The organism is Hydrogenophaga sp. L310 (assembly GCF_055703065.1).
In genome coordinates this window covers 289,704-315,276 of sequence record NZ_JBVPZA010000002.1, presented here as the reverse complement: position 1 = coordinate 315,276, position 25,573 = coordinate 289,704, and the positions used below count along the sequence as shown (strand labels likewise).

General features: G+C 64.2%; 24 protein-coding genes. 10 read left to right on the top strand and 14 right to left on the bottom strand.

The window, feature by feature from the left end:
- Position 1 precedes the first annotated feature (1 nt).
- From AC0GNO_RS05210 to AC0GNO_RS05175, 8 genes are all read right to left on the bottom strand, one after another.
- A complete protein-coding gene (locus AC0GNO_RS05210) occupies positions 2–1,537 on the bottom strand; it encodes a cytochrome D1 domain-containing protein (protein WP_472903433.1) in 1,536 nt (511 codons plus the stop codon).
- Between the two features lie 73 nt (positions 1,538–1,610).
- On the bottom strand, positions 1,611–2,888 hold the full coding sequence (nirJ, locus tag AC0GNO_RS05205) for a heme d1 biosynthesis radical SAM protein NirJ (protein ID WP_472903203.1): 1,278 nt from the start codon (positions 2,886–2,888) through the stop codon (positions 1,611–1,613).
- A 15-nt stretch (positions 2,889–2,903) separates the two neighbouring features.
- Positions 2,904–3,386, bottom strand: a complete 483-nt coding sequence (gene ahbB, locus AC0GNO_RS05200) for a siroheme decarboxylase subunit beta (RefSeq protein WP_472903202.1) — start codon at positions 3,384–3,386, stop codon at positions 2,904–2,906.
- Entirely contained in the window at positions 3,373–3,873 is a 501-nt protein-coding gene (locus AC0GNO_RS05195; protein WP_472889572.1) for an Lrp/AsnC family transcriptional regulator, read from the bottom strand. Before AC0GNO_RS05195 ends, ahbB (AC0GNO_RS05200) begins: the two co-directional genes overlap by 14 nt.
- Positions 3,857–4,864, bottom strand: coding sequence for a siroheme decarboxylase subunit beta (gene ahbB, locus AC0GNO_RS05190; protein WP_472903201.1), 1,008 nt, complete (start codon positions 4,862–4,864; stop codon positions 3,857–3,859). Before ahbB (AC0GNO_RS05190) ends, AC0GNO_RS05195 begins: the two co-directional genes overlap by 17 nt.
- 98 nt (positions 4,865–4,962) lie before the next feature.
- Positions 4,963–6,237, bottom strand: coding sequence for a cytochrome D1 domain-containing protein (locus AC0GNO_RS05185; protein WP_472903200.1), 1,275 nt, complete (start codon positions 6,235–6,237; stop codon positions 4,963–4,965).
- Complete coding sequence (locus tag AC0GNO_RS05180) at positions 6,234–6,581, bottom strand: c-type cytochrome (RefSeq protein ID WP_472903432.1); 348 nt, start codon at positions 6,579–6,581, stop codon at positions 6,234–6,236. Before AC0GNO_RS05180 ends, AC0GNO_RS05185 begins: the two co-directional genes overlap by 4 nt.
- Positions 6,582–6,704: 123 nt before the next feature.
- Positions 6,705–8,426 (bottom strand): cytochrome D1 domain-containing protein, encoded by a 1,722-nt coding sequence (locus AC0GNO_RS05175; RefSeq protein WP_472903199.1) that lies wholly within the window; start codon positions 8,424–8,426, stop codon positions 6,705–6,707.
- A 211-nt stretch (positions 8,427–8,637) separates the two neighbouring features.
- Between AC0GNO_RS05175 and cobA the strand changes: the two genes are divergently transcribed.
- From cobA to AC0GNO_RS05125, 10 genes are all read left to right on the top strand, one after another.
- Positions 8,638–9,492 (top strand): uroporphyrinogen-III C-methyltransferase, encoded by an 855-nt coding sequence (gene cobA / locus AC0GNO_RS05170; protein WP_472903198.1) that lies wholly within the window; start codon positions 8,638–8,640, stop codon positions 9,490–9,492.
- A gap of 119 nt (positions 9,493–9,611) precedes the next feature.
- Positions 9,612–10,904: a nitrate- and nitrite sensing domain-containing protein gene (locus tag AC0GNO_RS05165; protein ID WP_472903197.1), complete on the top strand. Its 1,293-nt coding sequence runs from the start codon at positions 9,612–9,614 to the stop codon at positions 10,902–10,904.
- Positions 10,905–11,268: 364 nt separating this feature from the next.
- Positions 11,269–12,546, top strand: coding sequence for a CmpA/NrtA family ABC transporter substrate-binding protein (locus AC0GNO_RS05160; protein ID WP_472903196.1), 1,278 nt, complete (start codon positions 11,269–11,271; stop codon positions 12,544–12,546).
- A gap of 130 nt (positions 12,547–12,676) precedes the next feature.
- Positions 12,677–13,612, top strand: a complete 936-nt coding sequence (ntrB, locus tag AC0GNO_RS05155) for a nitrate ABC transporter permease (protein ID WP_472903195.1) — start codon at positions 12,677–12,679, stop codon at positions 13,610–13,612.
- Positions 13,609–14,421, top strand: a complete 813-nt coding sequence (locus AC0GNO_RS05150) for an ABC transporter ATP-binding protein (RefSeq protein WP_472903194.1) — start codon at positions 13,609–13,611, stop codon at positions 14,419–14,421. The genes ntrB and AC0GNO_RS05150 overlap by 4 nt, the downstream gene beginning before the upstream one ends.
- A gap of 313 nt (positions 14,422–14,734) precedes the next feature.
- The gene (locus tag AC0GNO_RS05145) at positions 14,735–15,949 is read left to right on the top strand and encodes an MFS transporter (protein ID WP_472903193.1); all 1,215 of its coding nucleotides are present in this window, start codon (positions 14,735–14,737) and stop codon (positions 15,947–15,949) included.
- 89 nt (positions 15,950–16,038) lie between these two features.
- Complete coding sequence (locus AC0GNO_RS05140) at positions 16,039–16,734, top strand: substrate-binding domain-containing protein (protein ID WP_472903192.1); 696 nt, start codon at positions 16,039–16,041, stop codon at positions 16,732–16,734.
- Between the two features lie 39 nt (positions 16,735–16,773).
- Positions 16,774–17,892 (top strand): HPP family protein, encoded by a 1,119-nt coding sequence (locus tag AC0GNO_RS05135; RefSeq protein WP_472903191.1) that lies wholly within the window; start codon positions 16,774–16,776, stop codon positions 17,890–17,892.
- Positions 17,893–17,977: 85 nt separating this feature from the next.
- Complete coding sequence (gene serA / locus AC0GNO_RS05130; RefSeq protein ID WP_472903190.1) at positions 17,978–19,249, top strand: phosphoglycerate dehydrogenase; 1,272 nt, start codon at positions 17,978–17,980, stop codon at positions 19,247–19,249.
- A gap of 135 nt (positions 19,250–19,384) precedes the next feature.
- A complete protein-coding gene (locus AC0GNO_RS05125; protein ID WP_472903189.1) occupies positions 19,385–19,669 on the top strand; it encodes a hypothetical protein in 285 nt (94 codons plus the stop codon).
- A 27-nt stretch (positions 19,670–19,696) separates the two neighbouring features.
- On the opposite strand, the gene AC0GNO_RS05120 is transcribed toward AC0GNO_RS05125, so the two are convergent.
- The 6 genes from AC0GNO_RS05120 to AC0GNO_RS05095 all read right to left on the bottom strand — a co-directional run bounded on the left by AC0GNO_RS05120 (position 19,697) and on the right by AC0GNO_RS05095 (position 25,491).
- The gene (locus AC0GNO_RS05120) at positions 19,697–20,065 is read right to left on the bottom strand and encodes a DUF1428 domain-containing protein (protein WP_472903188.1); all 369 of its coding nucleotides are present in this window, start codon (positions 20,063–20,065) and stop codon (positions 19,697–19,699) included.
- A 227-nt stretch (positions 20,066–20,292) separates the two neighbouring features.
- On the bottom strand, positions 20,293–20,481 hold the full coding sequence (locus AC0GNO_RS05115; protein ID WP_472903187.1) for a type I restriction endonuclease subunit R, EcoR124 family: 189 nt from the start codon (positions 20,479–20,481) through the stop codon (positions 20,293–20,295).
- Positions 20,482–20,567: 86 nt separating this feature from the next.
- The gene (locus tag AC0GNO_RS05110) at positions 20,568–21,434 is read right to left on the bottom strand and encodes a BRO-N domain-containing protein (protein WP_472903186.1); all 867 of its coding nucleotides are present in this window, start codon (positions 21,432–21,434) and stop codon (positions 20,568–20,570) included.
- Positions 21,415–22,707, bottom strand: a complete 1,293-nt coding sequence (locus AC0GNO_RS05105) for an AAA family ATPase (RefSeq protein WP_472903185.1) — start codon at positions 22,705–22,707, stop codon at positions 21,415–21,417. The genes AC0GNO_RS05110 and AC0GNO_RS05105 overlap by 20 nt, the downstream gene beginning before the upstream one ends.
- Before the next feature lies 1 nt (position 22,708).
- Positions 22,709–23,923: a restriction endonuclease subunit S gene (locus AC0GNO_RS05100; protein ID WP_472903184.1), complete on the bottom strand. Its 1,215-nt coding sequence runs from the start codon at positions 23,921–23,923 to the stop codon at positions 22,709–22,711.
- Positions 23,920–25,491, bottom strand: coding sequence for a type I restriction-modification system subunit M (locus AC0GNO_RS05095; protein ID WP_472903183.1), 1,572 nt, complete (start codon positions 25,489–25,491; stop codon positions 23,920–23,922). Before AC0GNO_RS05095 ends, AC0GNO_RS05100 begins: the two co-directional genes overlap by 4 nt.
- Positions 25,492–25,573 lie beyond the last annotated feature (82 nt).

Genomic DNA, 25,573 nt, shown 5'->3' with positions numbered 1-25,573 from the left:
TTCAATGCGAGGTACCTTCACTGCGGCTGATCTTGTTCCACACGTTGTACTTGCCGACCGGCTTGCTCATGGGCAGGCGCTGGACCTCCTTGAAGGTGGTCGCGTCGTAGACGATGAGCGCGCCGTCCATCTCCCACACGCTGGCCAGGGCGTACCTGCCGTCTTTCGTGAACTCGATGTGCGCGAGCGTCTTGCCCGGTTCGCGCACGCTGGCGACTGGCTTCAGCGTGGTCTTGTCGATGATGGTCAGGGTGTCCCTGGCCGTCGGGCTCATCATCGAATCGGTCCAGGCGAATCGGCTGTTCTCATGGCTGCGCATGAAGAAGCCCGGCCCGGGGGTGGGGATGGTGGCGACCGGTTTCCAGGTCTTCATGTCGATCACGTCAATCGCCCCGCCTTTCAGGTTCGGACTCGCCAGCACGGTGCTGCCGTTCCAGGCGAAGGTGATGCCCGAGCCCAGGTGCGGCATGCCGGCGATGGGCAGGTCGGCGATCTTTCGGCGCGCGTCGAGGTTGACGACCTGTGCGGTGGCAGCGCCGTCGGCCGACTTGGGCCGGGTGGCGCCGAGCACATGGCGGTAGCTCTGGTCGAAGAAGAAATCGTCCAGCGGTTCGTCCAGCGGCGTTCGGCGCACGCCGTGGAAGCCCGGCTTGGCAATCGCCTCGCCCATCTGGTAGTCGTGCACCAGGCCGTCGTAGATCGGCTCGGCCTGGGGGTTGTAGGAAATCTCCCAGAGTTCGGGAATGTCCTTCAGCGCGACCACGAAGCTCTGGCGCGGCGTGGCGTCGTAGACGGCCGAGACGCGCGAGGTGGCCTTGCCGTCCAGCGTGGCGGCGGCGTAGGTCTTCTGCAGGTTCAGGTCGGCGTCGAACAGCACCACGCTGTGCGGCAGGTAGTTCGCGGCCATGACCCACTTCCCATCACCACTCACGGCCACGTTGCGCATGTTGAGTCCGGCGCGCACCTCGGCCACCACGCGCAGGCGCCAGAGGTCGTACTTGGTGATCCAGCCGTCGCGCGAGCCGAAGAACACGTAGCGGCCATCGGGCGTGAACTTGGGGCCGCCGTGCAGCGCGAAGCGGCTGGGGAAGCGGGTGATGACTTCGAATTTGTCGCCATCCAGCAGGCTGATGTGGTGGTCACCGCCCTCCACCACCACGAACAGGTTCATGGGGTCGGCGCTCCACAACGGCTTGGCGGCTTCGCCCGCGGGTGCAGGGTTGAAGCTGCGCGAGGCGCGGATGTCCGCCTCGGCCCACACGGGCGCGGGTGACACCGGTGTGCGGATGTGCGCGGCGAGCGCGGCGATGTCGGCAGCGCTCAGTTTCTCGGCAAAACCCGGCATCTGCGTGGCGGTGCGACCGTGCGTGATGACCGTCAGCGCCTCGGCCGGGCGCAGGCGCGCCAGGCTTTCCGGCAGCAGCGCCGGGCCCATGGCACCGGTGCGCTGCTCGCCGTGGCAGGCGGCGCAGTGCTGGGTGTAGAGCGCGGCGGCATTCGGCGTGGTGGTCTGTGCGCCGGCCATGTCCACCCCCATCCAGCACAGGCCCAGCACCAGCGTGGCGCGGGCGACATTGGCCAGCGCTGCGGTGGCACGTTGCTTGATCGGATCAGACATGGCTGGCCTCCTGACGCAGGATGTGGACCTTGCGGAACGGTGTGAGCGCCAGCCGGTCGGCATCGCTCCCGGCCACGGCGCCGATCTCTTCGTCGGTGAGGTAACAGCCCGGGTCTTCGGCCCAGGGATTGCCGGTGAGCTGCTGGGCGCGCGTTCGGGTGTTGCCGCCGCAGAGGGCGAAATGCTGGCAACTGGCGCAGCGGCCTTCGACCGGCCGCGGAAACGCTTTCAGGCCCGCCATCAGCGGTTCGCTGGTGTCGCTCCAGATCTGTGAGAACGGGCGCTGGCGCACATCGCCGATCGTGTGGTGCCACCACATGGTGTCGGGGTGCACATGGCCGAGGTTGTCGATGTTGGCCACGTTGACACCGCTGCTGTTGCCGCCCCAGGCCACCAGGCGTTCACGCAGCGCGTCGGCCCAGCGCGGAAAGCGGGCCTGCACCCACTGCAGCAGGTAGGGACCGTCGGCGTCGTTGTTGCCGGTCACGTACTCCTCGTCCAGCCCGCGGCGGGCGGCGTCCCAGGCGCGTTCGTACAGCAGGTCGAGCGCCTCGCGCGTGGCGAGGTGCTGCGCGTCCTGGCCACGGTGGATGTTGCCGCGGCCGGCGTAGTTGAGGTGCGAGAAATAGAACTTGTCCACCCGCTCGGTGCGCATCAGGTCCAGCAGCGGCGCGAAGTCGTGCGCGTTGAGCGCGGTCATGGTGTAGCGCAGACCCACCTTGACGCCACGGGCGCGCAGCAGGCGCACCGCCGCGAGGCTGCGGTCAAATGCGCCGTCGAGGCGGCGGAACTTGTCGTGGATTTCGCGCAGGCCGTCCAGGCTGATGCCGACGTAGTCGAAGCCGGTGGCGGCTATTCGGTCGGCCATGGGTGCGTCGATCAGCGTGCCGTTGGTGGACAGGCCGGTGTAGAAGCCCGTCGCGCGCGAGCGTTCCGCGATGTCGAAGATGTCGGGCCGCATCAGCGGCTCGCCACCGGAGAGGATGAGCACCGGCACGCGGTAGGTCTTGAGGTCGTCCATGACGGTGAACACCTCGTCGCGCGAGAGCTCACCCGCGTACTCGTGATCGGCGGACAGTGCGTAGCAATGCTTGCAGGTCAGATTGCAGCGACGGATCAGGTTCCAGATCACGACCGGACCGGGCCGTTGACCCGCCGCCACGCGGGCGTCCTTGCCGGGCTGCTGGCGCACGCGGGGCGCGGGCGTCGGATACTGGCCGGTGCGCTCGGCGTCGGCGATCTCGCGCATGTACTGGCTGATGCGAAACATGGTGAGGCTTTCGTTTCAGGATTCGGTCAACCGCAGGCCTGTCTTTTTCAGGATCGCGGTCGAATACAGGATGTCGTGGGCGCGGCAGGCACCGCCCAGCAAGACGGCAATCTCTTGCGCCTGCTGTTCGACTTCTTCGCGCGAGCGGCCGTGCAGCATGGCGAAGAGGTTGTAAGACCAGACCGGCAAGCGCCTCGGTCGGCGGTAGCAGTGGCTGACAAAGGGCAGCAGGCCGATGCGTTCACCGAGTTGATCGACCACCTCGTCGGCCACGTCCCACACGCTCATGCCGTTGGCGGTGAAGCCCAGGCGGTAGTGGTTGGGCACGGCGCCGATGCGGCGGATCAGGCCCGCATCCAGCATGGCCTGCAGGCGCTCGCGCACCTGCTCACCGCTGATGCCCAGCGTGGCGCCCACAGCCTCGTAGGGCCGCGGCACCAGGGGCAAACCGGCCTGGGTGGCGCGGACCAGGCGGCGGTCGAGTTCATCGAGGGCCATGGGCGCCTCCTTCGAACAGAGGCAGTTTCAGTTCCACAAAGAACTCGCGCTCTTTGGGGAAGGCATACACCGGCAAACCGGTCGCGATCTCGATCTGTGCGATCACCCGCTGAATGACATCCGCCGACTCGACCGCCAGCACGAACCACATATTGAGCGGCGTCGCGCCGGGCTGGTCCGGGTGCGCCGATTCGCGGCGGTAGTTGTGGGCCACCTCGTTCATCGCGTCCAGCTGTTGCACCACGGCGTCGAAGCGTTCTTCGGGCACGGCCAGGGCGGCCAGGACGAAACGGCCACCGGCGCGTTCGATCTGGAACAGCGGGCCGAAACGGGTCAGGTCGCCGTGCGACAGCAGGTGCTGCAGGCGTTCGATCACCGCGTCTTCGCTGCAGCCGAGCTGCACGGCCACGTCGGCAAACGGCCGGTCGCTCAGCGGAAAGCCGCCGTGCAAGAAGCTGACCAGGCGGGCGTCATCCGTCGAGAGCATGGGACACCTCCTGGGTGGGCAGCGGCAGCGCACGGAACCGGTGTGCGCCGGTCTGCTTGAAGCGGCGGGTGGAAAACAGCACGGTGCGCCGGTGGCCAGCCAATCCCGCGGCGGCCACCACGCGGTCGATCACGCCCTGCACCACCGCGCGGTCGGTTCCGTGCACCATGCAATACAGGTTGTAGGGCCACGGCACGGCGCGCTCGCGCCGGTAGGCCAGGGTCACGCCGGGCTGGCGCGCCAGCGCCTCGCCACACGCATCCACCTGTTCATCGGGCACGTCGAACACGGTCATGGCGTTGGCGGCAAAGCCCAGCTCGTGGTGCCGCACCACGACGCCGAAGCGTTTGAGCGTGCCGGCGTCCAGCCAGTGCTGCAGCGTGTAGAGCACATCCACCACCGACCGGCCGGTTCTTTCGGCCCAGGTGTCGAAGGGGTGCGCCGTGATGGGCAGCCCCGCTTCAACCTGTTCGGCCAGTGGCCGGTCGGCCGGTGCAATGGGCTCGGCGCCGCCGCTGGACGCACGCATGGGCCGCACGGCGGTGCTGTGGCGCAGGTCGAAACCGAGGTCGATGCGGTAGGCGCGCTGCATGCGCAGGCGCAGCGCGGGCAGACCCGTGGCCTGTTCCAGCGACAACAGGGCCGCTTCCACGGCCGGCGCGTCGCACCCGGTCATCACGAACCAGAGGTTGAAGGCGTGCTCGCGTTCGTAGTTGTGGTTCACGCCGGGGTGGGCCGACACGGTGGCCGACACCGCGGCCATGCGCTCGGCAGGCACCGCCATGGCGGCGAGCAAGGCCGCGCCACCGGCCCCGGGGGCAAAGACCCCGCCGATGCGGCTGATGGCACCTTCGCGCTGCAGCCGCTCGCAGGCTGCGAGCACGTCCGCCTCGCGCAGGTCCAGCGCCTGGGCGATGTGGGCGAACGGATCGCGCACCAGCGGGAAGCCGTGTTGCCAGGTGTTGAGCAGGGCCATATCGGCTGCGCTCATCGGGGAGAAAGAGGCATCGCGCGCGTTCACTGGACTACCCTCCGTACAGCGCACCGCGGGGCTGAGCGCCTTCGGGACGGCCGGGCGGCGCTCATGGCTCAGAACCCCACCCGCGCGGCGCGCGCGGTGAAGAAGATGCCACTGGGCGCGGGCACATCGAGCCGCGCACGGGTGGCAAAGCTCTGCGTGTCGACGATGCTCACGCGGTTGTCGTCGCGGCTGCTGATCCACACCGCTTCACCGCGCGGCGTGAACTCCATGTGCAGCACGGCCTTGCCGGGCTCCAGCGTCTGCACGATCTGCTGGCTCTGCGTGTCGATGACCTGCACGCGGTGGTAATCGGGCACGGAGAAGTTCACCCACACCTGCCGGCCATCGGGCCGCGCCATCACGAACACCGGCTGGCCGGCCACGGGGATGCGGCCGACTTCGGCCCAGGTCTCGGTGTCGACCACCAGCACCTCGTGGCGGCCGATGGCGGGCAGGTAGGCGCGGCGCCCGGCCACGGCCCAGCCGCGCAGGTGCGGCATCTTGTAGACCGGCAGCGGATCCTGGCCCTTGCCGTAACCGCCGAGGATGCGCTGGACCTTGGGCTGACAAGGAAACGCCGGGCCGCCCCAAGTTTCCTTGCCCCCCTCGGGGAGCGGGCTGGGCGCAGCCCTGACCTGGGGGCAATCTTCTGCCCAGAGGTCGATCATGGCCAGACCGTCTTCGCCGAACAGGCCCGCGATGTAGTGGCGGCCGTTGGGCGTGACCAACGCGTCGTAGGGCTGGCGGCCGATGTTCTCGAACTTCTGTGTCTTGGGGTGGCGTGGGTCCGAACAGTCGGTGACCCAGATCGCGTTGGCGTCGAACAGGCTGTAGGCGAACCGACGACCGGGCAGATCGACCAGGCCGACCACGCGAGAGAGCTTTCCGGGACCGTACTCGGCGGGGATGTCGGCCAGCAGTTCCAGCGTGCGCGCATCGAACACCTTCACGCCGCCGGGCGTGTAGTTCTGCGCCGCCACCAGCGTGCCGTCGGCGCTGATCGCGCCGCCGATGGAATTGCCCGCCTGCATCACGCGGCGGGTGATGCGGCGCTCCAGCAGGTTGACCTGGGTGAGGCCACCATCGCGCCCGAACACGTAGGCGAACAGGCCGTCGCGCGAGAACACCACCGAGGCGTGCGAGAGGTCGCCCAGGCCGGGCACCTCGCCGATCAGCACCTGGGCCGTGGTGTCCACGAGGTAGAGCGTGCCGTTGGCGCGGCCAATGACCACGCCGAGGTCGCCGGTGCCGCGCAAGACTGGTGAAGCGCAACCGTGCAGCAGGCCCAGCGCGCCGAGGGAAGACAGGGTGGCCACGGTGGCCAGCCATGTGCGGCGTTTCATGGTGCTTTCACCATTTCTTCAGGAAAGCCCTGTTGCAGGCGTTGTGCGATCCAGCGCGCCTCGGGCTCGCTGAGCATCGCCCGCCAGGGCGGCATGGGGGTGCCGGGCCGCCCGTGAAAGATCACGGCGGACAGGCTGTCAATAGGGAAATCGGCCAGCGCCGCCGGTGTCAGGGCCGGGCCCAGTCCACCGGTCAGGCGCATGCCGTGGCAGGACCCGCAGTCCTGCCGGACCATGCGCACCAGCGCCACCGCCCGCGCTGCGTCCGGCTCACCCGCGGGCTGCGCAGACGCAGCAAACGCCGGAGACACCAACAGCAGCGAAAGCAGAAAACGAAGGTTCATGGCCATCAAAAGACTCACAGCAACGAAGTGACTTCACCCAGGGCCCCGTGGAACCGGCTTTGCCGGGCCACCAGGGCCGTCCCCCCTCAGGGGGGAAGCCGCGTCAGCGGCGCAGGGGGGAGCTCAATACACGTCGTTCTGCGTGTTGTGCACGTTGAAGTGGCCCGTCGGCGTGATCAGGCGCGGGTCCTTGATCACGGCCTTGAGCTTGAGCGTCTTGTCGTCGACGATGACCAGCGCGCTCTCCTTGTTCTTGGCACTCCAGACCGCGAACCACACCTCGTCGCCCGCCTTGTTGAACTCGGGCTGCACGACGCGCTTGGCGCCGTCGTCCTTGATGCCCGCCCACTCGGCGATCGGCAGCACGACAAAGCCCTTCTCCAGGTTGTTGATGTCGTACACCGCGACCGATTGCGAGATCTTCGGATCGGGGTTCAGCGGCGTGTCCGAATACAGGTGCTTGCTCTTCGGATGGCTCTTGATGAACAGCGCACCGCCGCCTTGACCCGTCAGGGTCTGCACCACCGTCCAGGCTTGCTTGGGGTGTTTCACCGGATCGGTGCCGATCAGGGCGATGGTTTCATCGCCCAGGTGGCCGGTGGACCAGACGGGGCCGAACTTCGGATGGATGAAGTTCGCACCGCGGCCCGGATGGGGAATCTTGCCCACGTCGATCAGCTTGGTGAGCTTGCCCTCCTTGAGGTCGACCGCAGCGATCTTGTTGCTGTTGTTGGCCGCCACCATGAAGTAGCGCTTGGAGGAATCGAGGCCGCCGTCGTGCAGGAAGCGCGCGGTGCCGATGGTGGTGACCTTCAGCGCGTCGATGTTGGAGTAGTCCACCAGCAGGGTCTGGCCGGTTTCCTTCACGTTCACCACGAACTCGGGCTTGTAGTGGCTGCCCACGATGGAGGCCACGCGCGGCTCGGGGTGGTACTCCTGCTTGTCCACCGTCACGCCGCGGGTCGAGACGATCTTCAGCGGCTCCAGCGTGTCGCCGTTCATGATCACGAATTGCGGCGGCCAGTACGAACCGGCAATGGCGTACTTGTCTTCGAAGCCCTTGTACTTGCTGGTTTCCACCGAGCGCGCTTCGAGGCCGGTGCGGATCTCGGCCACGTTGTCGGGGGTCGCCATCCAGAGGTCGATCATGTTGATCTTGGCGTCGCGCCCGATCACGAACAGGTAGCGCCCGGACGCCGAGGTGCGCGAGATGTGCACCGCGTAGCCGGTCTTGACGATGTTGATGATCTTCTTGGTGTCGCCGTCGATCAGCGCCACTTCACCGGTGTCGCGCAGCGTGGTGCTGAAGATGTTGGCGATGTTGTAGTTGTTCATCTTCCTGGTGGGCCGCTTCTCGGGCGGCACGATCACCTTCCATGTCGCCTTCATCTCCTCCATGCCGAACTCGGGTGGGGTCGGTGGCTCGTGCTGGATGTAGCGCGCCATCATGTCCACTTCCTTATCGGTCATCTCGCCGCTGGTCTGCCAGTTCGGCATGCCGGCCGGCGAGCCGTAGGCGATGAAGACCTTCAGGTAGTCGGTGCCCTTGCCGACCGTGATGTCGGGTGTGAGTGCCTTGCCGGTGGCGCCCTTGCGCAGCACGCCGTGGCAGCCGGCGCAACGCTCGAAATACACCTTGCGCGCCACATCGAACTCGGCCTGCGTCATGGGCGGCGCCTTCGGGTTCACGCTCTGCACCATGGGCTCGTCGCCGATGGGCGAGCTGCCCGCCTGGTAATTCGATTCCGGCTGACTGAGGTGCTTCTTGTCCTGGGCGTGCAGGCCGCCGGCAACCAGCATGGCCGCCATCGCGAGCGAGCTCAGGATGATCTTGGTGGGTTTCATGGGTTTTCTCTCTCCGTCTTGGATCAGCTGTGGATGTGGCCCTCTGCCCTCCCGGGGTGTCAGACCCGCTCGCCTGGCTGCTGTCCATCGCCGGTCAACGAGCTGCGCCCATCGTCGGGCGGCGCGTGGGCCCTGTCCTTGAACCAGTTCAAGGACGTTGGCTTTCTGCCTGACAACAATGAACGCCAGACAACACCCAGGAGAGAGCCCCATGAGCGTGATGGAACACAGCCACTGGCTGGCGCCCGGCTGGCCCGGGGACGGCACGGCAACGGACGACCGCCCACCCGGCCTGGTGACCCTGGTGGGCGCCGGCCCAGGCGACCCCGAACTGCTCACCCTGAAAGCGGTGAAGGCCCTGCAGGCTGCGAAACTGGTGCTTTACGACCACCTGGTGAGCCCGGCCGTGCTCGACTTCCTGCCGCCCGGTGCCGACCGCGTGTATGTGGGCAAGGAATCGTCGCGCCACACCCTGCCCCAGGCCTCGATCATCGAACTCATGCTGCGGCTCGCGCGCAGCGGGCGCGCGGTGCTGCGCCTCAAGGGCGGCGACGGCTACATCTTTGGCCGCGGCGGCGAAGAAGCCCAGGCGCTGGCAGCGGCCGGCATCCCCTTCACCGTCGTGCCCGGGCTCACCGCCGCGCAGGGCGCGGCCGCGTCGGTGGGCATACCGCTGACCCACCGCGACCACGCCTGTGCGCTGGTGCTGGCCACCGGCCACACGCGCGACGAGCGCGGCCTCGACATGGACTGGCCCATGCTCGCGCGCCCGCGCCAGACCGTGGTGCTCTACATGGGCGTGAACAACCTGCCCGAGATCTGCCGCCAGCTGATCGCCCACGGCCTGCCGGGCGACACACCGGCGGCGCTGGTGGAAAAGGCCACCCTGCCCGACGAGCGCTGCATCACCGGCACCCTGGCCGATCTGCCCCAGCTGGCGCTGAGCCACGGCGTGAAGCCCCCGGCCCTGATCATGGTGGGCGGCGTGGTGGGCCTGCGCGCGCAGCTGATGCCGGATGCCGCGCTGGCCCGGATCCCACGCGAAAGCGAAGCCGCCCAGGCCTGACACCGCAGGCACCCCGGCCTGCGGGACCATCGGATACTGTCCGGGCCTGGCAGCCCGGCTCGCGCTGAAAGCCGCGCCTCTGCGGCGAACGGCACAGTTATTGCTGATCCGATTCCAGCATGACCCCCTCCGCCCTGCCCCTCAAATCGGGCCTGAACTTCCTCATCGCCGCCAAGCGCTGCGAGATCGACGCGCTGCGTCAGCTCGCCCTCACCAGCGCGCTGGTGAACGTGACCGGCCGGCTGGTGCATGGCCTGCAGCGCGAGCGCGGCCTGTCCAACCTGTTCCTCGGCTCACAGGGCACCCGCTTTGCCGAACCACGCCAGCAGCAGATCGCCGAATGCCGGGCCACCGAAGCCGAGCTGCGCTGCTGCTTTGACAGCCTCGACACCCAGGCCGCCCACCTCGGCCACGGCGCGCGCCTGTTCAGCCGCATCGCCTACGTGCTGCACGGGCTCGACGCCCTGCCCGCCCTGCGCGAGCGCATCGACACCCAGGCCTGGACGGCGCGCGAAACCACCGAAGCCTACGTGCGCCTGATCGCCGGCCTGATCGCGGTGGTGTTCGAGGCAGCCGACAGCGCCAGCGACCCCGCCATCTCGCGCCATCTGGTGGCGCTGTTCAACTTCATGCAGGGCAAGGAGTTCGCCGGCCAGGAGCGCGCTGCCGGCTCGGCCTTGTATGCCAGCGGCCGTGCCGACAGCGCCGGGCAGCAGCGCCTGCTGCACCTGATCGACTCGCAGGAGCGTTGCCTGCAGGTGTTCAAGGAATTCGCCAGCGACGAACTCGCCACGCTCTGGGCCACCGCCGACCAGGACACCGTGGCCGCCCGGGCCGAACTCGAGCGCATGCGCCGCGTGCTCTGCACCGCCGCCGACGGCAGCCCGCTCGACGCCAACCAGAGCCAGCCCTGGTTCAACTGCTGCAGCCTGCGCATGGACCGCATGAAGACGGTCGAGGACCGGCTCGCCGACAGCCTGCAGCGCCTGTGCGAGCACAAGACCCAGGCCGCCCTGGCCGAGCTGAAGGCCTTCGAGGGCATCCACCCGGCCGCCGTGCAACCCGAAGACGCGCTCTCGTTCTTCCACGACCCGGTGCCCGACCACGTGAGCGGCCCCGGCCCGGCGCAGGGCTATGGCGTGCAGCTCGACCGCTCGATCCTCGATCTGGTGCAGGACCAGTCGCGCCGCCTGCAGGCCGTCAGCGACGAGCTCGACACCGTGCGCGCCAGCCTCAACGAACGCAAGCTGGTCGAACGCGCCAAGGGCCTGCTGATGGCACACCGCAACCTGAGCGAGGCCGAGGCCCACAAGACCCTGCGCCAGATGGCCATGAACCAGAACCGCCGCCTCATCGACGTGGCCGAAGCGGTGCTGTCCATGGCCGAGGTGCTGCCCGATCGGCGGCGCTGAGCCACACGCCGTGCTGCAGCGCACAAAACCCGTGCCGCACCCCGCCGGTGCACCAAGCTGAGGCCCCCAACGCACCGGAATTTCACCGCGCTGGCGGCCGATCCGACACCAGCCACGTGCCCTGAAAAGCCATTTTGTCCTTGAATAACAAGCTTCTTCGGGTTCCGACACGGTAGATGCCTTTCATCTGGCACGGTCCCTGCTTGATAAAACGCAAAGGGTGAGCGCCAATGGCGGCGCGATCCCGAAGTCTCCCGAGACACACAGGACAACGGCGTCCATTTCAAGCCCGCACCAAGCTGGGCTGGAAATGGGCGCCGTTTTGTTTTTGGCCACCGCTTTTTTCATCAGCAAGGAGTTGGACATGACCGCCAGCAGCACCACCCCCACCGTGGCGACCGTGCCCGGGACACCGGCACAGGCCTCGCGCCGCGACTTCATCAAGAAGGGTGCGGCCACCGCCACCTTCTTCTCCACCCTGGGCCACAGCGGCGTCTGGGCCGCCGGCTCCGACGCCCCGGAGAAGACCGAGGTCAAGATCGGTTTCATTCCCCTGACCGACTGCGCCAGCGTGGTGATGGCTTCGGTGCTGGGCTTCGACAAGAAGTACGGCGTGAAGATCATCCCCAGCAAGGAAGCCAGCTGGGCCGGCGTGCGCGACAAGCTGGTCAACGGCGAGCTCGACTTCGCCCACGTGCTCTACGGCCTGGTCTACGGCGTGCACATGGGCACCGCCGGCCCCAAGAAAGACATGGCCGTGCTGATGAGCCTGAACAACAACGGCCAGGCCATCACGCTGAGCAAAGCACTGGCCGACAAGGGCGCCGTGGACGGCCCGTCGCTGGCCAAGTTCATGGCCGCCAACAAGCGCGACTACACCTTTGCCGGCACCTTCCCCACCGGCACGCACGCCATGTGGATGCACTACTGGCTGGCCGCCGCGGGCATCAACCCGATCTCGGGCGCCCGCCTGATCACCGTGCCTCCGCCGCAGATGGTGGCCAACATGCGCATCGGCAACATGGACGGCTTCTGCGTCGGCGAGCCCTGGAACCACCGCGCCATCATGGACGGCGTGGGCGTGACCGCCAACACCACGCAGGACATCTGGCGCGACCACCCCGAGAAGGTGCTGGGCACCACGGCCGAGTTCACCCAAAAGTACCCCAACACCACGCGCGCCGTGATGATGGCCGTGCTCGAAGCCAGCCGCTGGATCGACGCCGGCCTGCAGAACAAGATGAAGATGGCCGAGACCGTGGCGCAGAAGTCCTACATCAACACCGGTGTGGACGCGATCAACCAGCGCATCCTGGGCCGCTACCAGAACGGCATGGGCAAGACCTGGGACGACCCCAACCACATGAAGTTTTTCAACGACGGCAAGGTCAACTTCCCCTACCTGTCCGACGGCATGTGGTTCCTCACGCAGCACAAGCGCTGGGGTCTGATCAAGAGCCACCCCGACTACCTCGGCATCGCCAAGCAGATCAACCAGATCGATCTGTACAAGTCGGTCGCCAGCGCCATGGGCATCAGCGTGCCCAAGGACCCGATGCGCAGCAGCAAGCTGATGGACGGCATCGTGTGGGACGGCAAGGACCCCGCGAAGTACGCCGATGGCTTCAGTATCAAGGCGTAACCCCCCGCGCCGGCCTTCGGCCGTCACCCCCCAAGGGGGGCAACGCTGGCGGCCCGGCAAAGCCGGTTCCGCGGCGTTCTTGGATTGAAATCATCTCGCTCGTTGCATTGCACTGAAAGGACCCATGACCATGGTTTCCGCCGTTTTTCATTCACCGCTGGAGGCCATCGCGCCGCCCGCCACGTCCCATGCCAGCCCCATTGGAAAAGCCATGAGCCCACCCAAGACCGAAGCCCCCGCTGCACCCGCCGCGGTCAGCGCCCGGCCATCGGCCGCGAGCCGCGATTTCCGCGGTTTCTGGATGGCGGTGTTGCCGCCCGTGCTGGGTCTGGCCTGCCTGGTGCTGGTCTGGCAACTGATCGCCAGCACCGGCAACACCGGCATCCCCAAACCCCTGGAAACGTGGGCGCAGGCCGTCACGGTGTTTTCTGACCCGTTCTACAGCAACGGCCCCAACGACCAGGGCGTGGGCTGGAACGTGCTGGCTTCGCTGCAGCGCGTGGCCATCGGCTTCGGTCTGGCCGCAGCGGTCGGCATTCCCGCCGGCTTCGCCATCGGGCGTTTCGAGTTTCTGAGCCGCATGTTCAACCCGCTCATCAGCCTGCTGCGCCCGGTCTCGCCGCTGGCCTGGCTGCCGATCGGCCTGCTGGTCTTCAAGGGCGCCGACCCGGCCGCCATCTGGACCATCTTCATCTGCTCCATCTGGCCCATGATCATCAACACCGCGGTGGGCGTGCAGCGCGTGCCGCAGGACTACATGAACGTCGCGCGCGTGCTCAACCTCAGCGAGTGGAAGATCTTCACCAAGATCCTGTTCCCCGCCGTGCTGCCCTACCTGCTGACCGGCGTGCGCCTGGCGGTGGGCACGGCCTGGCTGGTGATCGTCGCGGCCGAGATGCTGACCGGCGGCGTGGGCATCGGCTTCTGGGTCTGGGACGAGTGGAACAACCTCAACGTCTCCAGCATCATCATCGCGATCTTCGTCATCGGCATCGTCGGCCTGCTGCTCGAATTCGCCCTGATCAAACTCGCCACCCTGTTCACGTTCGAAGAGGTGAAGTCATGAGCAACAGCAACGAAGCCAAGTACATCGACATCCAGGGCGTCGAGCAGACCTTCAAGACCAAGAAGGGTCTCTTCCCCGCGCTCAAGGACATCAACCTCACGGTCGCCAAGGGCGAGTTCGTGGCGCTGATTGGCCACTCGGGTTGCGGCAAGTCCACCCTGCTCAACCTGATCGCCGGCCTGACCACGCCCACCAGCGGTGTGCTGCTCTGCGCGGACCGCGAGATCGCCGGCCCCGGCCCCGAGCGCGCGGTGGTGTTCCAGAACCACTCGCTGCTGCCCTGGCTCACCTGTTACGAGAACGTCTTCCTGGCGGTCGAGCGTGTGTTCAGCCGCACCGAAACCCGCATCCAGTTGAAGGTGCGCACCGACGCCGCGCTGGCCCTGGTGGGCCTGACCGCCGCTGCGCAGAAACGCCCCGGTGAAATCTCCGGCGGCATGAAACAACGCGTGGGCATTGCCCGGGCGCTGTCGATGGAACCCAAGGTGCTGCTGATGGACGAACCCTTCGGCGCGCTGGATGCACTGACCCGCGCCAAGCTGCAGGACGAACTGCTCGACATCGTGGCCCGCACGCACAGCACGGTGGTGATGGTCACGCACGACGTGGACGAAGCCGTGCTGCTGTCCGACAAGATCGTGATGTTGACCAACGGCCCCGCCGCCACCATCGGCGAGGTGCTGCACGTGGACCTGCCGCGCCCGCGCCACCGCGTGGCCCTGGCCGACGATCCGCGATACCAGCACCACAGAAAAGCGGTCATTGACTTCCTCTACACGCGTCAGGCGCACGTGGAAAAGGCGGCTTGAACTGGCACGCGGCCCGCGCCGCACCCAACCCAAAAAGGGGCATGCTTTGTGGCATGCCCCTTTTCTTTGCGCCGCCGGCTCCTCGCGACACAAGCTTGGTGCACAGCGGGCCATCCGCACCCCTTGAAACGCCCCTGAATCGGGCATGAAATCTGCTTGATACGAGCAAGGCTAACGAAGGCCTTTTCAGTTGCAGCAGACGGCCGGCTCCGGCCGCCTGGCGCACCCCAAACACCGCACCCGGCCGTCTGGCCCGGACGCTCTGCGGCCTGGGTTTCCATCCCCTCCCACCTCTCTCTCAAAGGTTCACGCCATGGCGGGTTTCCGTACGTTCCTGAAAAGCGGACACACACCGACGCTGTTTGCAGCGTTCTTCTACCTCACGTTCTCGTTCGTGATCTGGGTCATGAACGGCGCCATGGCGCCCTTCATCAGCGAAGAGTTCAACCTCACGCCGGCCCAGAAGGGCCTGCTGCTGTCCATCCCCATCGTCGCGGGCGCGATCATGCGGTTCCCGCTCGGCCTGCTCGCGCAGTACGTGGGCCGCAAGACCGCCACCCTGGTCGAGCTGGCGCTGATCTGCTTCACGATGGCGTACGGCTACTTCTTCGTGCAGAGCTACGACGACATGCTCAAGATGGCGCTGTTGCTGGGCGTGGCCGGCGCCAGCTTCGGCGTGGCCATGTCGCTGGGCTCGGGCTGGTACCCGCCCAAGTACAAAGGCCTGGCCATGGGCCTGGTGGGCGCGGGCAACGCCGGCACCGCCATCGCCGCGCTGCTGGCGCCGCCGCTGGCGCAGGCCTACGGCTGGCAGACGGTGTACGGCTTTGCGGCCATCGCCTCGGTCGTGCCCATGCTGGTGGTGGCCTTCATGGCCAAGGAACCGCCCGACCGCGATGAACACGCCAAAATCAAAGACCACCTGGCCTGCCTGCTGGAAAAAGACGGCTGGGTCTTCAGCCTGATCTACGTCGTCACCTTCGGCGGCTTCATCGGCATCACCACCTTCCTGCCCACCTTTTACTACGACCAGTTCGGCGTGAGCAAGGTGCAGGCCGGTCAGCTCACCATGCTCGCCGCGCTGATGGGCGCCGTGGTGCGCATCTTCGGCGGCTGGATTTCCGATCACTGGGGTGGCGTCAACACGCTGACCGTGGTGCTGGTCGTGGTGTCGTTCGCGCTGGTGGGCGTGGGCCTGTCGTCGCACTCCATCGTGCTGACCACGCTGCTGCTGATCGTCTGCTTCGCTGCGCTGGGCGCGGGCAACGGTGCGCTGTTCCAGCTGGTGCCGCTGCGCTGGCCCACCTCCACCGCCGTGGCCGGCTCCATGATCGGCGAGATCGGCGCGCTGGGCGGCGGCCTCGTGCCGGCCATGATGGGCCAGTCCAAACAGCACACCGACAGCTTCCTCTCCGGCTTCGTGATCATGGCGGTGTTCTCGGTGCTGATGCTGGGCGTGATGCGCACGATGCAGGTGCGCTGGACCCGCACGTGGGCTGAGAAAGGGGGGCGGGCGCGTACCGCCTGAGTGGCATCGCAGCGGTGGTTATATTGCACGGGTTCGTGCCGCAGCACTGCGGCGCCCCCTCCAACCCCCGCCCACTCGGAGTTGCCCCCATGGCGTCCCCCATCCGCATCATTTCTTCCATGGCCACCAAGCAGGTGCTGGCCGACCTGATCGCCCTCTACCGGCAGGCGCACCCGGACACGGTCATCGAACTCGAGTCCGTGGGCGGTGTGGACGCCGCCAAACGCGTACAGGCCGGTGAAGCCTTCGACATCGTGGCCCTCGCCTCCAACGCGGTGGCCCAGCTCACCACCGACGGCAAGGTCGTGGCGGGCAGCACCGTGGACGTGGTGCGCTCCGGCGTGGCGCTGGCCGTGCGCAGCGGTGCACCGCACCCCGACATCACCAGCGAAGCCGCCGTGAAACAGGCCGTGCTCGCTGCGCGCACCCTCGGCTATTCCACCGGCCCCAGCGGCGTGCAACTGGCCAAACTGTTCGAGCGCTGGGGCATCGCCGAACAGATCAAAGACCGCATCGTCACCGCCCCGCCCGGCGTGCCCGTGGGCTCGCTGGTGGCCAAAGGCGAGGTCGAACTGGGCTTCCAGCAACTGAGCGAACTCATGAGCCTGGAGGGCATCGACGTGCTCGGCCCGCTGCCCGCCGACATCCAGATCATCACCACCTTCTCGGCCGGCCTGGCCACGGCCTCCACGCAGCCCGACGCGGTGCGCGCGCTGCTGGCGTTCCTCGTGTCGCCCGCGACCGGGCCCACGAAGCAACGCAACGGGATGGAGGCCGCAGGCTGATCCGGTCGGCGTCGACACACGGCCGCTGAAAGCCCGCCCTTGAATCCGCTGCTGAACTGGCTGCGTTCGTTCTACCCGGCCCCGCTGGCCATCGGTCGCGGGGAGCTCTGGCTGAGCAGCGTGGGCGTGGGCCTCGGGCTGCTGTGCACCGACTGGCTCAGCCGCCACGCGCTGGGGACGTCCAGCGTCTGGTTCATCGCGCCCATGGGCGCCTCGGCGGTGCTGCTGTTTGCGGTGCCGGCGAGCCCGCTGGCGCAGCCCTGGTCCATCATCGGCGGCAACGTGCTCTCGGCGCTGATCGGCGTGGCCTGCCACCAGTGGCTCGGATCGACGGGCCTGGCCGCGGCGGTGGCGGGCACCGGCGCCGTGGCGGCCATGTTCGCGCTGCGCTGCCTGCACCCGCCCGGCGGCGCGGTGGCGCTCACGGCCGTGCTGGGTGGCCCCGCGATCCACGAGCTGGGTTTTGGTTTTGCGCTCTGGCCCGTGGCCGCCGATTCGGCGGTCATGCTGGCGCTGGCCCTGCTGTTCAACAACGCCATGGGACGCAGCTACCCGCACCACGGCGTGGCCAAGAGCCGCCCCCACGACACGCGCGACCCGCTGCCCACCCAGCGCGTGGGCTACAACAAGGAGGATCTGGACGCCGCGCTGGCCTCGTTCGGCGAGCTGCTCGACATCGACCGCCACGACCTCGAAGAAATCATGACGCGCGCGCAACTGCACGCGCAGCGCCGCCACTGGGGCGGCGTGCGGTGCGAGGACATCATGTCGCGCGACGTGGTGAGCGTGGGCCCCGGTGATTCGGTGGACGAAGCCTGGGCGCGCCTGGCACACCACAAGATCAAGGCGCTGCCCGTGGTGGATGCCGGCAACCAGTTGGTGGGCATCGTGTCGTTGCACGACTTTTTCATCGGCCAGAGCGCGCCGGCCCCCAGCCGCGTGCCGCGCATGAACACCGCGCGCCGGGTCGAAGACATCATGACCCGCAAGGTGCGCACCGCCCGCCCCGAACAGGCCATCGCCGACCTGGTGCGCGGGTTCTCCGACGGTGGCCTGCACCACATGCCCGTGCTCGACGCGCAGGACCGTCTGGTGGGCATGGTCACGCAGTCGGACCTGGTGGCCGCGCTGTTCATGGCCCCCGCCGGCCCGGCCTGAAACCCGCGGTGAATCCCCCGCGCGGCGCGGGGACGAAGGCGTCAAAAATGGCCTTGGGCGCCATACCCGACTACATTAGTCAACTATGAACGCCGCCACCACCACCCCGACCCAAGCCGTCCCGCCCGGCCCCAAGACATCCATCAACAAGCACAAGATCCGCTTCCTGCTGCTGGAGGGCATCCACCCCTCGGCCATCGAGGTGCTGCGCGCGGCGGGCTACAGCCAGATCGAAAGCCTGCCCGGCGCCCTGCCCGACGATCAGCTCCTGGCCAAGATCGCCGACGCGCATTTCGTCGGCATCCGCTCGCGCACCCAGCTCACCGCCGAGGTGCTGAGCCACGCCCACCGCCTCGCCGCCGTGGGCTGCTTCTGCATCGGCACCAACCAGGTGGACCTGGCAGCGGCGCGCGAGCGCGGCATCGCGGTATTCAACGCGCCCTTCTCCAACACCCGCTCGGTGGCCGAGCTGGTGCTGGCCGAGGCCATCCTGCTGATGCGCGGCATCCCCGAAAAGAACGCCGTGGCGCACCGCGGCGGCTGGCTGAAATCGGCCAGCAACGCGTTCGAGATCCGCGGCAAGACGCTGGGCATCGTGGGCTACGGCGCCATCGGCACGCAGCTCTCGGTGCTGGCCGAAGCGCTGGGCATGAACGTGGTGTTTTTTGACGTGGCGACCAAGCTGCCGCTGGGCAACGCCAGGCCGCTCACCAGCCTGGACGAGCTGATGGCCACCGCCGACGTGGTGAGCCTGCACGTGCCCGAAACACCCGCCACGCAATGGATGATCGGCGCGGCGCAACTCGCGCGCATGAAGCCCAGCGCCGTGCTCATCAACGCCTCGCGCGGCACCGTGGTGCAGGTGGACGCGCTCGCCAGCGCGCTGCAAAACCAGGCCCTGCTCGGCGCCGCCATCGACGTCTTCCCCGAAGAACCGCACAGCAACAAGGACATATTCGAATCGCCACTGCGCGGCCTCGACAACGTGATCCTCACGCCGCACATCGGCGGCTCCACGCTGGAGGCGCAGGAAAACATCGGCATCGAGGTGGCGGAAAAGCTCGTCAAGTACAGCGACAACGGCACCTCCACCTCGGCCGTCAACTTCCCCGAAGTCGCCCTGCCCGCGCACCCCGGCAAACACCGCCTGCTGCACATCCACCGCAACGTGCCCGGCGTGCTCTCCGGCATCAACCGCGTCTTTTCCGACCACGGCATCAACATCTCGGCGCAGTACCTGCAGACGCGCGAAGACGTGGGCTACGTGGTGATGGACATCGACGCAGCGCACTCCGAGCTGGCGCTGGCCGAGCTCGCCCGCGTGCCCGGCACCCTGCGCAGCCGCGTGCTGTTCTGAAGGCCGGATCAGCGCCCCGCCAGCCAACAACAGAATGCGCCCGAACGCCAGCGCAAAGACCCGGGTTGCGCGAAAAATCAACGGTCCGACAATGATCCTGGCGCGGCACCGCGCGCCCCCAAGCAGGAGCCCCACATGTCCGAGAAATTGCACCCCACTTCCCCCGCATCGGGCGACAGCCCCGCCCTCAGCAACGCCGAGCTGGTGCAACTGCGCGTGCGCGTGGTCGCGCTGGAAAACATGGTCATCGCCCTGCTGGCCAACGCACCGCCCGAGCAACAGGCGCTGGCGCGCGAAATGGCCAGCTACATCTCGCCCCGCCCGGGCTACACGCCCCACACGGTCACCATCCACGCCGCGGACCAGATGCGCAGCCTGGTCGATCGCGCGGATCGGTTTCAGCCCATGCAGGCGAGCTGAAGAGACACGCGGTCAGGCCCCTGCCACTCAAGCCTTCACTTCGACCACCTGTTCGAAGCCGCCGAAGATCATGCGTTTGCCGTCGAAGGGCATGGGCAGGTTGCCGGGCGTGGACGGATCCATGCGCGGGTCTTCCATCATCTTCTTCATGCCGGCGTCGCGCGTGGCCTTGTCCGGCCATTCGACCCACGAAAAAGCCACGGTCTCCTCGGCCGTGGCCTGAACCGCGCGACGGAAGTCGGTGACCTTGCCGTCGGGAACGTCATCGCCCCAACCCTCGATCACCCGGATGGCGCCCAGCTCGATGAACAACGAGTCGAAATGGCGCGCGTGTTCGATGAACTTCTGCTTGTTGGCGGTGGGGACCGCGATCACGAAACCATCGATGTATGACATGTCTTCACTCCTGTTGGGTTGATCGGTCAGCGTCCGCCTGTTGACGCCCCGTACCCCTTCGACGAACAACGGGGTGCCAAATCGACATGGCCTGCCCGGCAGGAGGACACTCACCCTTTGGCGGCGCTGCTGGAGCAGTGCCACTGCGCTCACAGCTTAGACCCGGCCTCGAAGGTCGCGTTGATATCGGGTCACCGCCTGGTATCTGTTTTTTTGGCGTATTGCGATCAAATCCGCCCACCCACGCCTTTGAATTTCTCAACAAAGGCCGCAACTTTCTGGAACACGTTTTGCTTTTTTGTTAAGTACTGAGGATTCAGCGGACTCATCTTGGGCAGAACGGCATTGAGCTCCGTGCCGCTGTCACTGGCAAATTCACGTTTTAGTGACGCGGTGATGTAGCGCTTAGCTCTCATTGACCTGCCAGTCCTTGGTGTACTTGTCCAGAACGATGAAGTTCTTCGATTCGGCAATGGTTTTGTAGTCCGCCATGAAAAGGGCCTCAATCACTGTTCTTGGTTTTGTTCAACTGCTGCAACTGCTTGGCACTTTGCCGGCTGACCACCTTCTTGCCCGTTTCGGCTTCCAGCTTCAGCCGCGCCCCTCTGGCGACACCACCACCCCGCTTGGCCACCTCTTCGTGCTCTTTCATAGACTCGGGCTGCACAGCCTCTGAAATTTCCTTGGTGGACAGCTCAGCCAGCATGCTCATCACCAACTCTTTGTTGGTCATGTTGTCCCGCAGGTTTTCCTTCTTCAATCCCTTGTAGTGCTTGTATTCCCTGGCGGTCTTGCCGGCCCAGGTTTTGTAAATCACGTCGGTCAGGAAGGCGAACTCCAGCCCCTCTTGCAGGCCATGCTTCTTCCATTCGTCGGTGAGTTCCTTGCGGATCTCGATGCTTTTGAGCCGCTGGTTGATCCAGTTTTCCGAATAGCCCAGGCGCTTGTAATCCTGCATGGCCTGCTCGATGGACAGCTCCGGGTCTTGAAGCTGGTCCATCCGCTGCCTGGCCACATCGGCCAGCCACAGCTTGAAGGGTTCGGCCTTTCTTGACGGAATGGACTGGATGATGCGGAACACCTGCTGGGTGTCCAGCACGTCCGTGAGCCGTTGCTTGCCGTCCGGTGCCTCCAGCTTCAACTGGTGAGTGACGCTAACCACTTCACTGCCCTCTTGCTTGAGCTTGCCCTTCAGCCACTTCCAGTAGTTCCGGGCTTTGGTGTAGTCGGACTGGTCGGTCAGTGCTGCGACCACGTCCAGTGCAGAAAACCACCACTTCTCCTCCGCTTCGTCCCAGGCGGTGCGGATATGGGCAGATTCAAACCATTGCACTTTTACGGGGCGATCATTAGACATCTGCCTCTCCATTGGTATCAGGCTGCCAGAATCGATGCTGTTCGACCAAGCCCTTGACCAGCTTCTCCAGGACCTGCTTCTCTTCGGGCTTCAGTGGCGACACCTCTTCGGCGGCGTGCTTCGAATGACTTGAGAAATTCACAATGCGCTTTGCAAACGGATTGGGTAAGCCATCAACAGTTTTTGGCAAAAGATGTTCCCACCTTTTGTAGCCAAGGAATGTCGCCGTCTTTTCTAAAATGTTTCTAAGCAGATTGAAGTGATACTTTTCGATCTGCCCGTTTTTTATGGCTTCTTGAAGCTGTGAAATCAGATGCAGGTGATATGCAAACGGGGAGTCGTTTGGTTGCTCCACAAGGTGAAGACTGCCGTCCTCATTTTTCTCCAAACGTGCCTTACTGAACCATTTTGATTTCCAGCTGTAGCGCTCCGTTTTTTCATCGCTGCCGAACTCGTTGCAAAGCACGTTAAGGAAAAGTGGATTATGCGTTGTAATAATGAACTTGATACTAGACTTGTTTGATTTAATCAGCTGCGCCAAATCTACCGCCAACTGAATCAAATGATTGTCATCCAGGGAGCTAACCGGGTCATCAATAAACACATACTCAAGGCTGTCAAATGGGGTTGATTCAGGGAAGTCTGGGTGAACATCGTTCAGCGTAAAAATTGCCTGCTCAAGCAACGCGTAGAAAAGACTCCAGATGAAGTTGCTTTCTTCTCCCTTGGAGATTTTCAAAATCCCCGAGTGTGTTGAATCACCGCTCTCAATCGAAAAGGTGACTTCCGAGAAGGCCTTGATGGTAATTTCTACCTCTTCATCGTTCTTGTTTTTGGTCTTTTCTTTTCGCTCCGCATTGAAGCGCGGCGTCAGCTTTTCGTTGGTGTAACGCTGAAACGTCGTAATGACGTTCATATCCTGCCCTTGATCCTTCAACACCCAATCCGTGAAGGTGTTGGGCTGAATTCTGAGCTTGGGCTCAGCGTCTTCTTCCAGATCGTTATCCCAATAGAACAGGTCTTCGGTGAAGGCGTTGTAGTAGAGAATCTTGTTGCGTGATAACTCGGACGTGTCGGTTTCATCATCGCTGTCAGCCTTGGGCGCAATCAGTTGCTTGAACACTCGCGACAAACGCGTCTTGCCCGTACCGTTGAAGGCGTAAATCAGTTGAACCTTCGGAACGGGTTTGACTTCGTCAACTTCCTTCGTCTTCTCAGGGACAGTTTTTCTAACAGTCTTTGGTGTGCTCAGTTGCTGAGCAATTTTAGTCAGCGTCTTGCCCATGTCATACCTCTACTGCTTTCGGCTTGGGGAAGCTCAGCAGCAAATCACGGTAATGCTCGTATTGCTTCTGGCGCAGCGCGATTTCGCGGGGCAGGCCTTCGCCGATGGAATTGGTCAAGGCGTCGAATTTATCGAGGATGGCGACGATGCGGGCTTGTTCGGCAAGTGATTTCTCAGGATCACTCGCGAACGGAACAGGAATCTTTGTCTTCTTAATGTTGTCGTTATACAGCCGATCTATTGTTCCGCCCTCCGAAACAAACCATTTGGCAATTTTGTAAAAGTGCCAAAGATATCTGTTGGTCACGACACTTTCATCGTTATCCAGCCAGACAATATTGCTATCCTGAAAATATGCAGGCTTGCCGTCATAGACCACAGCCCGGCCGATGGTCCCTGCTGCAGAGATCAGGACTTCACCTTTTCTTGGGAAAGAATATCTATTTTTATAGGACTCATAAACATCGATGGAGATAAAGGCATCAGCCCTCTTTCCAAATGTGCCAATCTTATAAAAAGGTACATCTCCTTCCGGCAGCGTCTCGCTTTTAAGAATCCGCTTGCACATCTTTACATCACCAATATCCCCTAGCGTCATCCATTCCAATCCTCCATCCTCAAACCGAAACAACTGATCGCGATAGTGCATGTATTGCTTCTTTCGGGCTGTAAGCTCGGCTGTAAGCTCGGCTGTAAGCTCGGCTGTAAGAGAGGTGAATGCGTCCAGAATACGGACAATTTCGGCTTGAATTTCAAGCGATTTTTTGGGGTTTTCTGGGCAAGGAATGGGGAGAGGGATCTTTATCATCTCCCCTTTTGTCAACTTCGATCGGTCTTTGTTTGGCAAGTAAGGGACGAAATCCACAACACGCAAATAGTGGTGGAGAAAATTAGTATTGAGCCCATTCTTTCCACGCACAACATGTACGTGATTATTTGCCCAGAACTTGCCCGTCGCGTATTGCACAGAGTAATTTTCAAGGCTTGCCGAACCATCCTCTGCGATTAGGACGTATTCGCCGTCGTGGGTGTGACCATCCACGTAATCTTGGATCTTGTTTGCGCCGTAATACGGTGTGTCGCCTGTTTTGCGTAGCGAAGCCTTTACTGGTCGTCTCGCAGCATTCGCCACTTCAACAAAGCGTTCATCCCCTAATGCCGTCCACTTCACCTCAACGCCATCCAGTAGCTTGTCCAAGAAACTCACGCCGCTCATGCCTCCAGCTCCCCGCCTTCAATCTCCGCAACGAGGGCATCAATTTCCTTACGCAGTTGGTCGATCTTGGCAACCGTGGTTTTCAACTCGGCATTGAGCTGGGAGATGTTCACCACCTCGCGGTTGTCCTTGGCTTCGACGTAGCTGCTGACCGAGAGGTTGTAGTCGTTGGCGGCGACCCTCTCGTGCGAGACGGACTGTGCGAAGTGATCCACGTTCGCCTTGCTGTCGAACACAGCCATGATCTGTTCGATGTGCGCGTCCGACAGCTCGTTGTTGTTGGTCTTTTTGTCAAACAGACCGCTGGCTTCGATGAGCTGCGTGTTGGTGTCGGTCTTGTGTTTGGACAGCACCAGGATGTTCACGGCGATGGTGGTACCGAAGAACAGATTGGGCGCCAGCGATATCACCGTTTCCACATAGTTGTTGTCCACCAAGTATTGGCGGATCTTCTGCTCGGCACCGCTGCGGTAAAAGATGCCGGGGAAGCAGACGATGGCGGCGCGGCCTTTGCTGGAGAGGTAGCTGAGCGCGTGCAGCACAAAGGCAAAGTCGGCCTTGGACTTGGGCGCGAGCACGCCGGCCGGGGCAAAGCGGTCGTCGTTGATGAGGGTGGGGTCGTCCCCGCCCACCCACTTCACCGAATACGGCGGGTTGGAAACGATGGCGTCAAACGGTTTGTCGTCGCCAAAGTGGGGCCCAGTGAGGGTGTCGCCCAGTTGGATGTTGAATTTGTCGTAGTTGACGTTGTGCAGGAACATGTTCATCCGCGCCAGGTTGTACGTGGTGTGGTTGAGTTCCTGACCGAAGAAGCCGTCTTCGATGATGTGGGCGTCAAACTGCTTTTTGGCTTGCAGCAGCAGCGAGCCCGATCCGCAAGCCGGGTCGTAGATCTTGTTGATGCTGCTCTGCCCATGCATGGCCAGCCGGGCGATCAGCTTGGAGACCTGCTGGGGCGTAAAAAACTCGCCGCCCGACTTGCCTGCGTTGGCGGCGTAGTTGGAAATGAGGAATTCGTAGGCATCGCCAAACAGGTCGATTTTGTGACCTTCAAAACCGCTGTCGTCAAAGGTGCCGAAGTCCAGTTCGGCCACGCCTTTGAGAACCTTTGCCAAGCGGTCGTTCTTGTCTTTGACGGTGTTGCCCAAGCGATTACTGGTGGTGTCGAAGTCCCCAAACAGGCCGCGGATGTCGCGCTCCGACGGGTAGCCCAGGGCGGATGTCTCAATGGCAGAAAAGATCTTGGCCAAGTCGGTGTTCAGGCTCTCATTGTCTTTTGCGCGGGTGGCCACGCTGGCAAACAGCTGACTGGGGTAGATGAAGTAGCCCTTGGTTTTGACGGCGTCGTCCCGGATTTCCGGCGTGATGACGACGTCGGACAGAGCTGCGTAGTCGACGTTGTCATCACCTCCTTCGATGTAGTTGGCGAAGTTCTCGCTGATGAAGCGGTAGAACAGGGCCCCCAGCACGTACTGCTTGAAGTCCCAGCCATCGACGGCGCCACGGACATCGTTGGCGATTTTCCAGATGCTGTTTTGCAGTTTGGTGCGTTGTTCGTTGCTGGTCATGTGTTTATCTGGTTTCGATTCGTTATGGCAGGCTGGGCTGAAATGAGAGCTTCTTGAGCATTATCGAGAGCAATGCAGATGG

Coding starts and splice junctions, on each gene's coding strand:
- ntrB (WP_472903195.1), top strand. CDS start 12,677: ATGGTTTCCGCCGTTTTTCATTCACCGCTGGAGGCCATCGCGCCGCCC.
- AC0GNO_RS05150 (WP_472903194.1), top strand. CDS start 13,609: ATGAGCAACAGCAACGAAGCCAAGTACATCGACATCCAGGGCGTCGAG.
- AC0GNO_RS05095 (WP_472903183.1), bottom strand. CDS start 25,491: ATGACCAGCAACGAACAACGCACCAAACTGCAAAACAGCATCTGGAAA.
- AC0GNO_RS05195 (WP_472889572.1), bottom strand. CDS start 3,873: ATGCTCTCGACGGATGACGCCCGCCTGGTCAGCTTCTTGCACGGCGGC.
- serA (WP_472903190.1), top strand. CDS start 17,978: ATGAACGCCGCCACCACCACCCCGACCCAAGCCGTCCCGCCCGGCCCC.
- AC0GNO_RS05210 (WP_472903433.1), bottom strand. CDS start 1,537: ATGGGGGTGGACATGGCCGGCGCACAGACCACCACGCCGAATGCCGCC.
- AC0GNO_RS05140 (WP_472903192.1), top strand. CDS start 16,039: ATGGCGTCCCCCATCCGCATCATTTCTTCCATGGCCACCAAGCAGGTG.
- nirJ (WP_472903203.1), bottom strand. CDS start 2,888: ATGTTTCGCATCAGCCAGTACATGCGCGAGATCGCCGACGCCGAGCGC.
- AC0GNO_RS05160 (WP_472903196.1), top strand. CDS start 11,269: ATGACCGCCAGCAGCACCACCCCCACCGTGGCGACCGTGCCCGGGACA.
- AC0GNO_RS05115 (WP_472903187.1), bottom strand. CDS start 20,481: ATGAGAGCTAAGCGCTACATCACCGCGTCACTAAAACGTGAATTTGCC.
- AC0GNO_RS05175 (WP_472903199.1), bottom strand. CDS start 8,426: ATGAAACCCACCAAGATCATCCTGAGCTCGCTCGCGATGGCGGCCATG.
- AC0GNO_RS05185 (WP_472903200.1), bottom strand. CDS start 6,237: ATGAAACGCCGCACATGGCTGGCCACCGTGGCCACCCTGTCTTCCCTC.
- ahbB (WP_472903202.1), bottom strand. CDS start 3,386: ATGGCCCTCGATGAACTCGACCGCCGCCTGGTCCGCGCCACCCAGGCC.
- ahbB (WP_472903201.1), bottom strand. CDS start 4,864: ATGAGCGCAGCCGATATGGCCCTGCTCAACACCTGGCAACACGGCTTC.
- cobA (WP_472903198.1), top strand. CDS start 8,638: ATGAGCGTGATGGAACACAGCCACTGGCTGGCGCCCGGCTGGCCCGGG.
- AC0GNO_RS05105 (WP_472903185.1), bottom strand. CDS start 22,707: ATGGGCAAGACGCTGACTAAAATTGCTCAGCAACTGAGCACACCAAAG.
- AC0GNO_RS05125 (WP_472903189.1), top strand. CDS start 19,385: ATGTCCGAGAAATTGCACCCCACTTCCCCCGCATCGGGCGACAGCCCC.
- AC0GNO_RS05165 (WP_472903197.1), top strand. CDS start 9,612: ATGACCCCCTCCGCCCTGCCCCTCAAATCGGGCCTGAACTTCCTCATC.
- AC0GNO_RS05145 (WP_472903193.1), top strand. CDS start 14,735: ATGGCGGGTTTCCGTACGTTCCTGAAAAGCGGACACACACCGACGCTG.
- AC0GNO_RS05120 (WP_472903188.1), bottom strand. CDS start 20,065: ATGTCATACATCGATGGTTTCGTGATCGCGGTCCCCACCGCCAACAAG.
- AC0GNO_RS05110 (WP_472903186.1), bottom strand. CDS start 21,434: ATGGAGAGGCAGATGTCTAATGATCGCCCCGTAAAAGTGCAATGGTTT.
- AC0GNO_RS05180 (WP_472903432.1), bottom strand. CDS start 6,581: ATGAACCTTCGTTTTCTGCTTTCGCTGCTGTTGGTGTCTCCGGCGTTT.
- AC0GNO_RS05100 (WP_472903184.1), bottom strand. CDS start 23,923: ATGAGCGGCGTGAGTTTCTTGGACAAGCTACTGGATGGCGTTGAGGTG.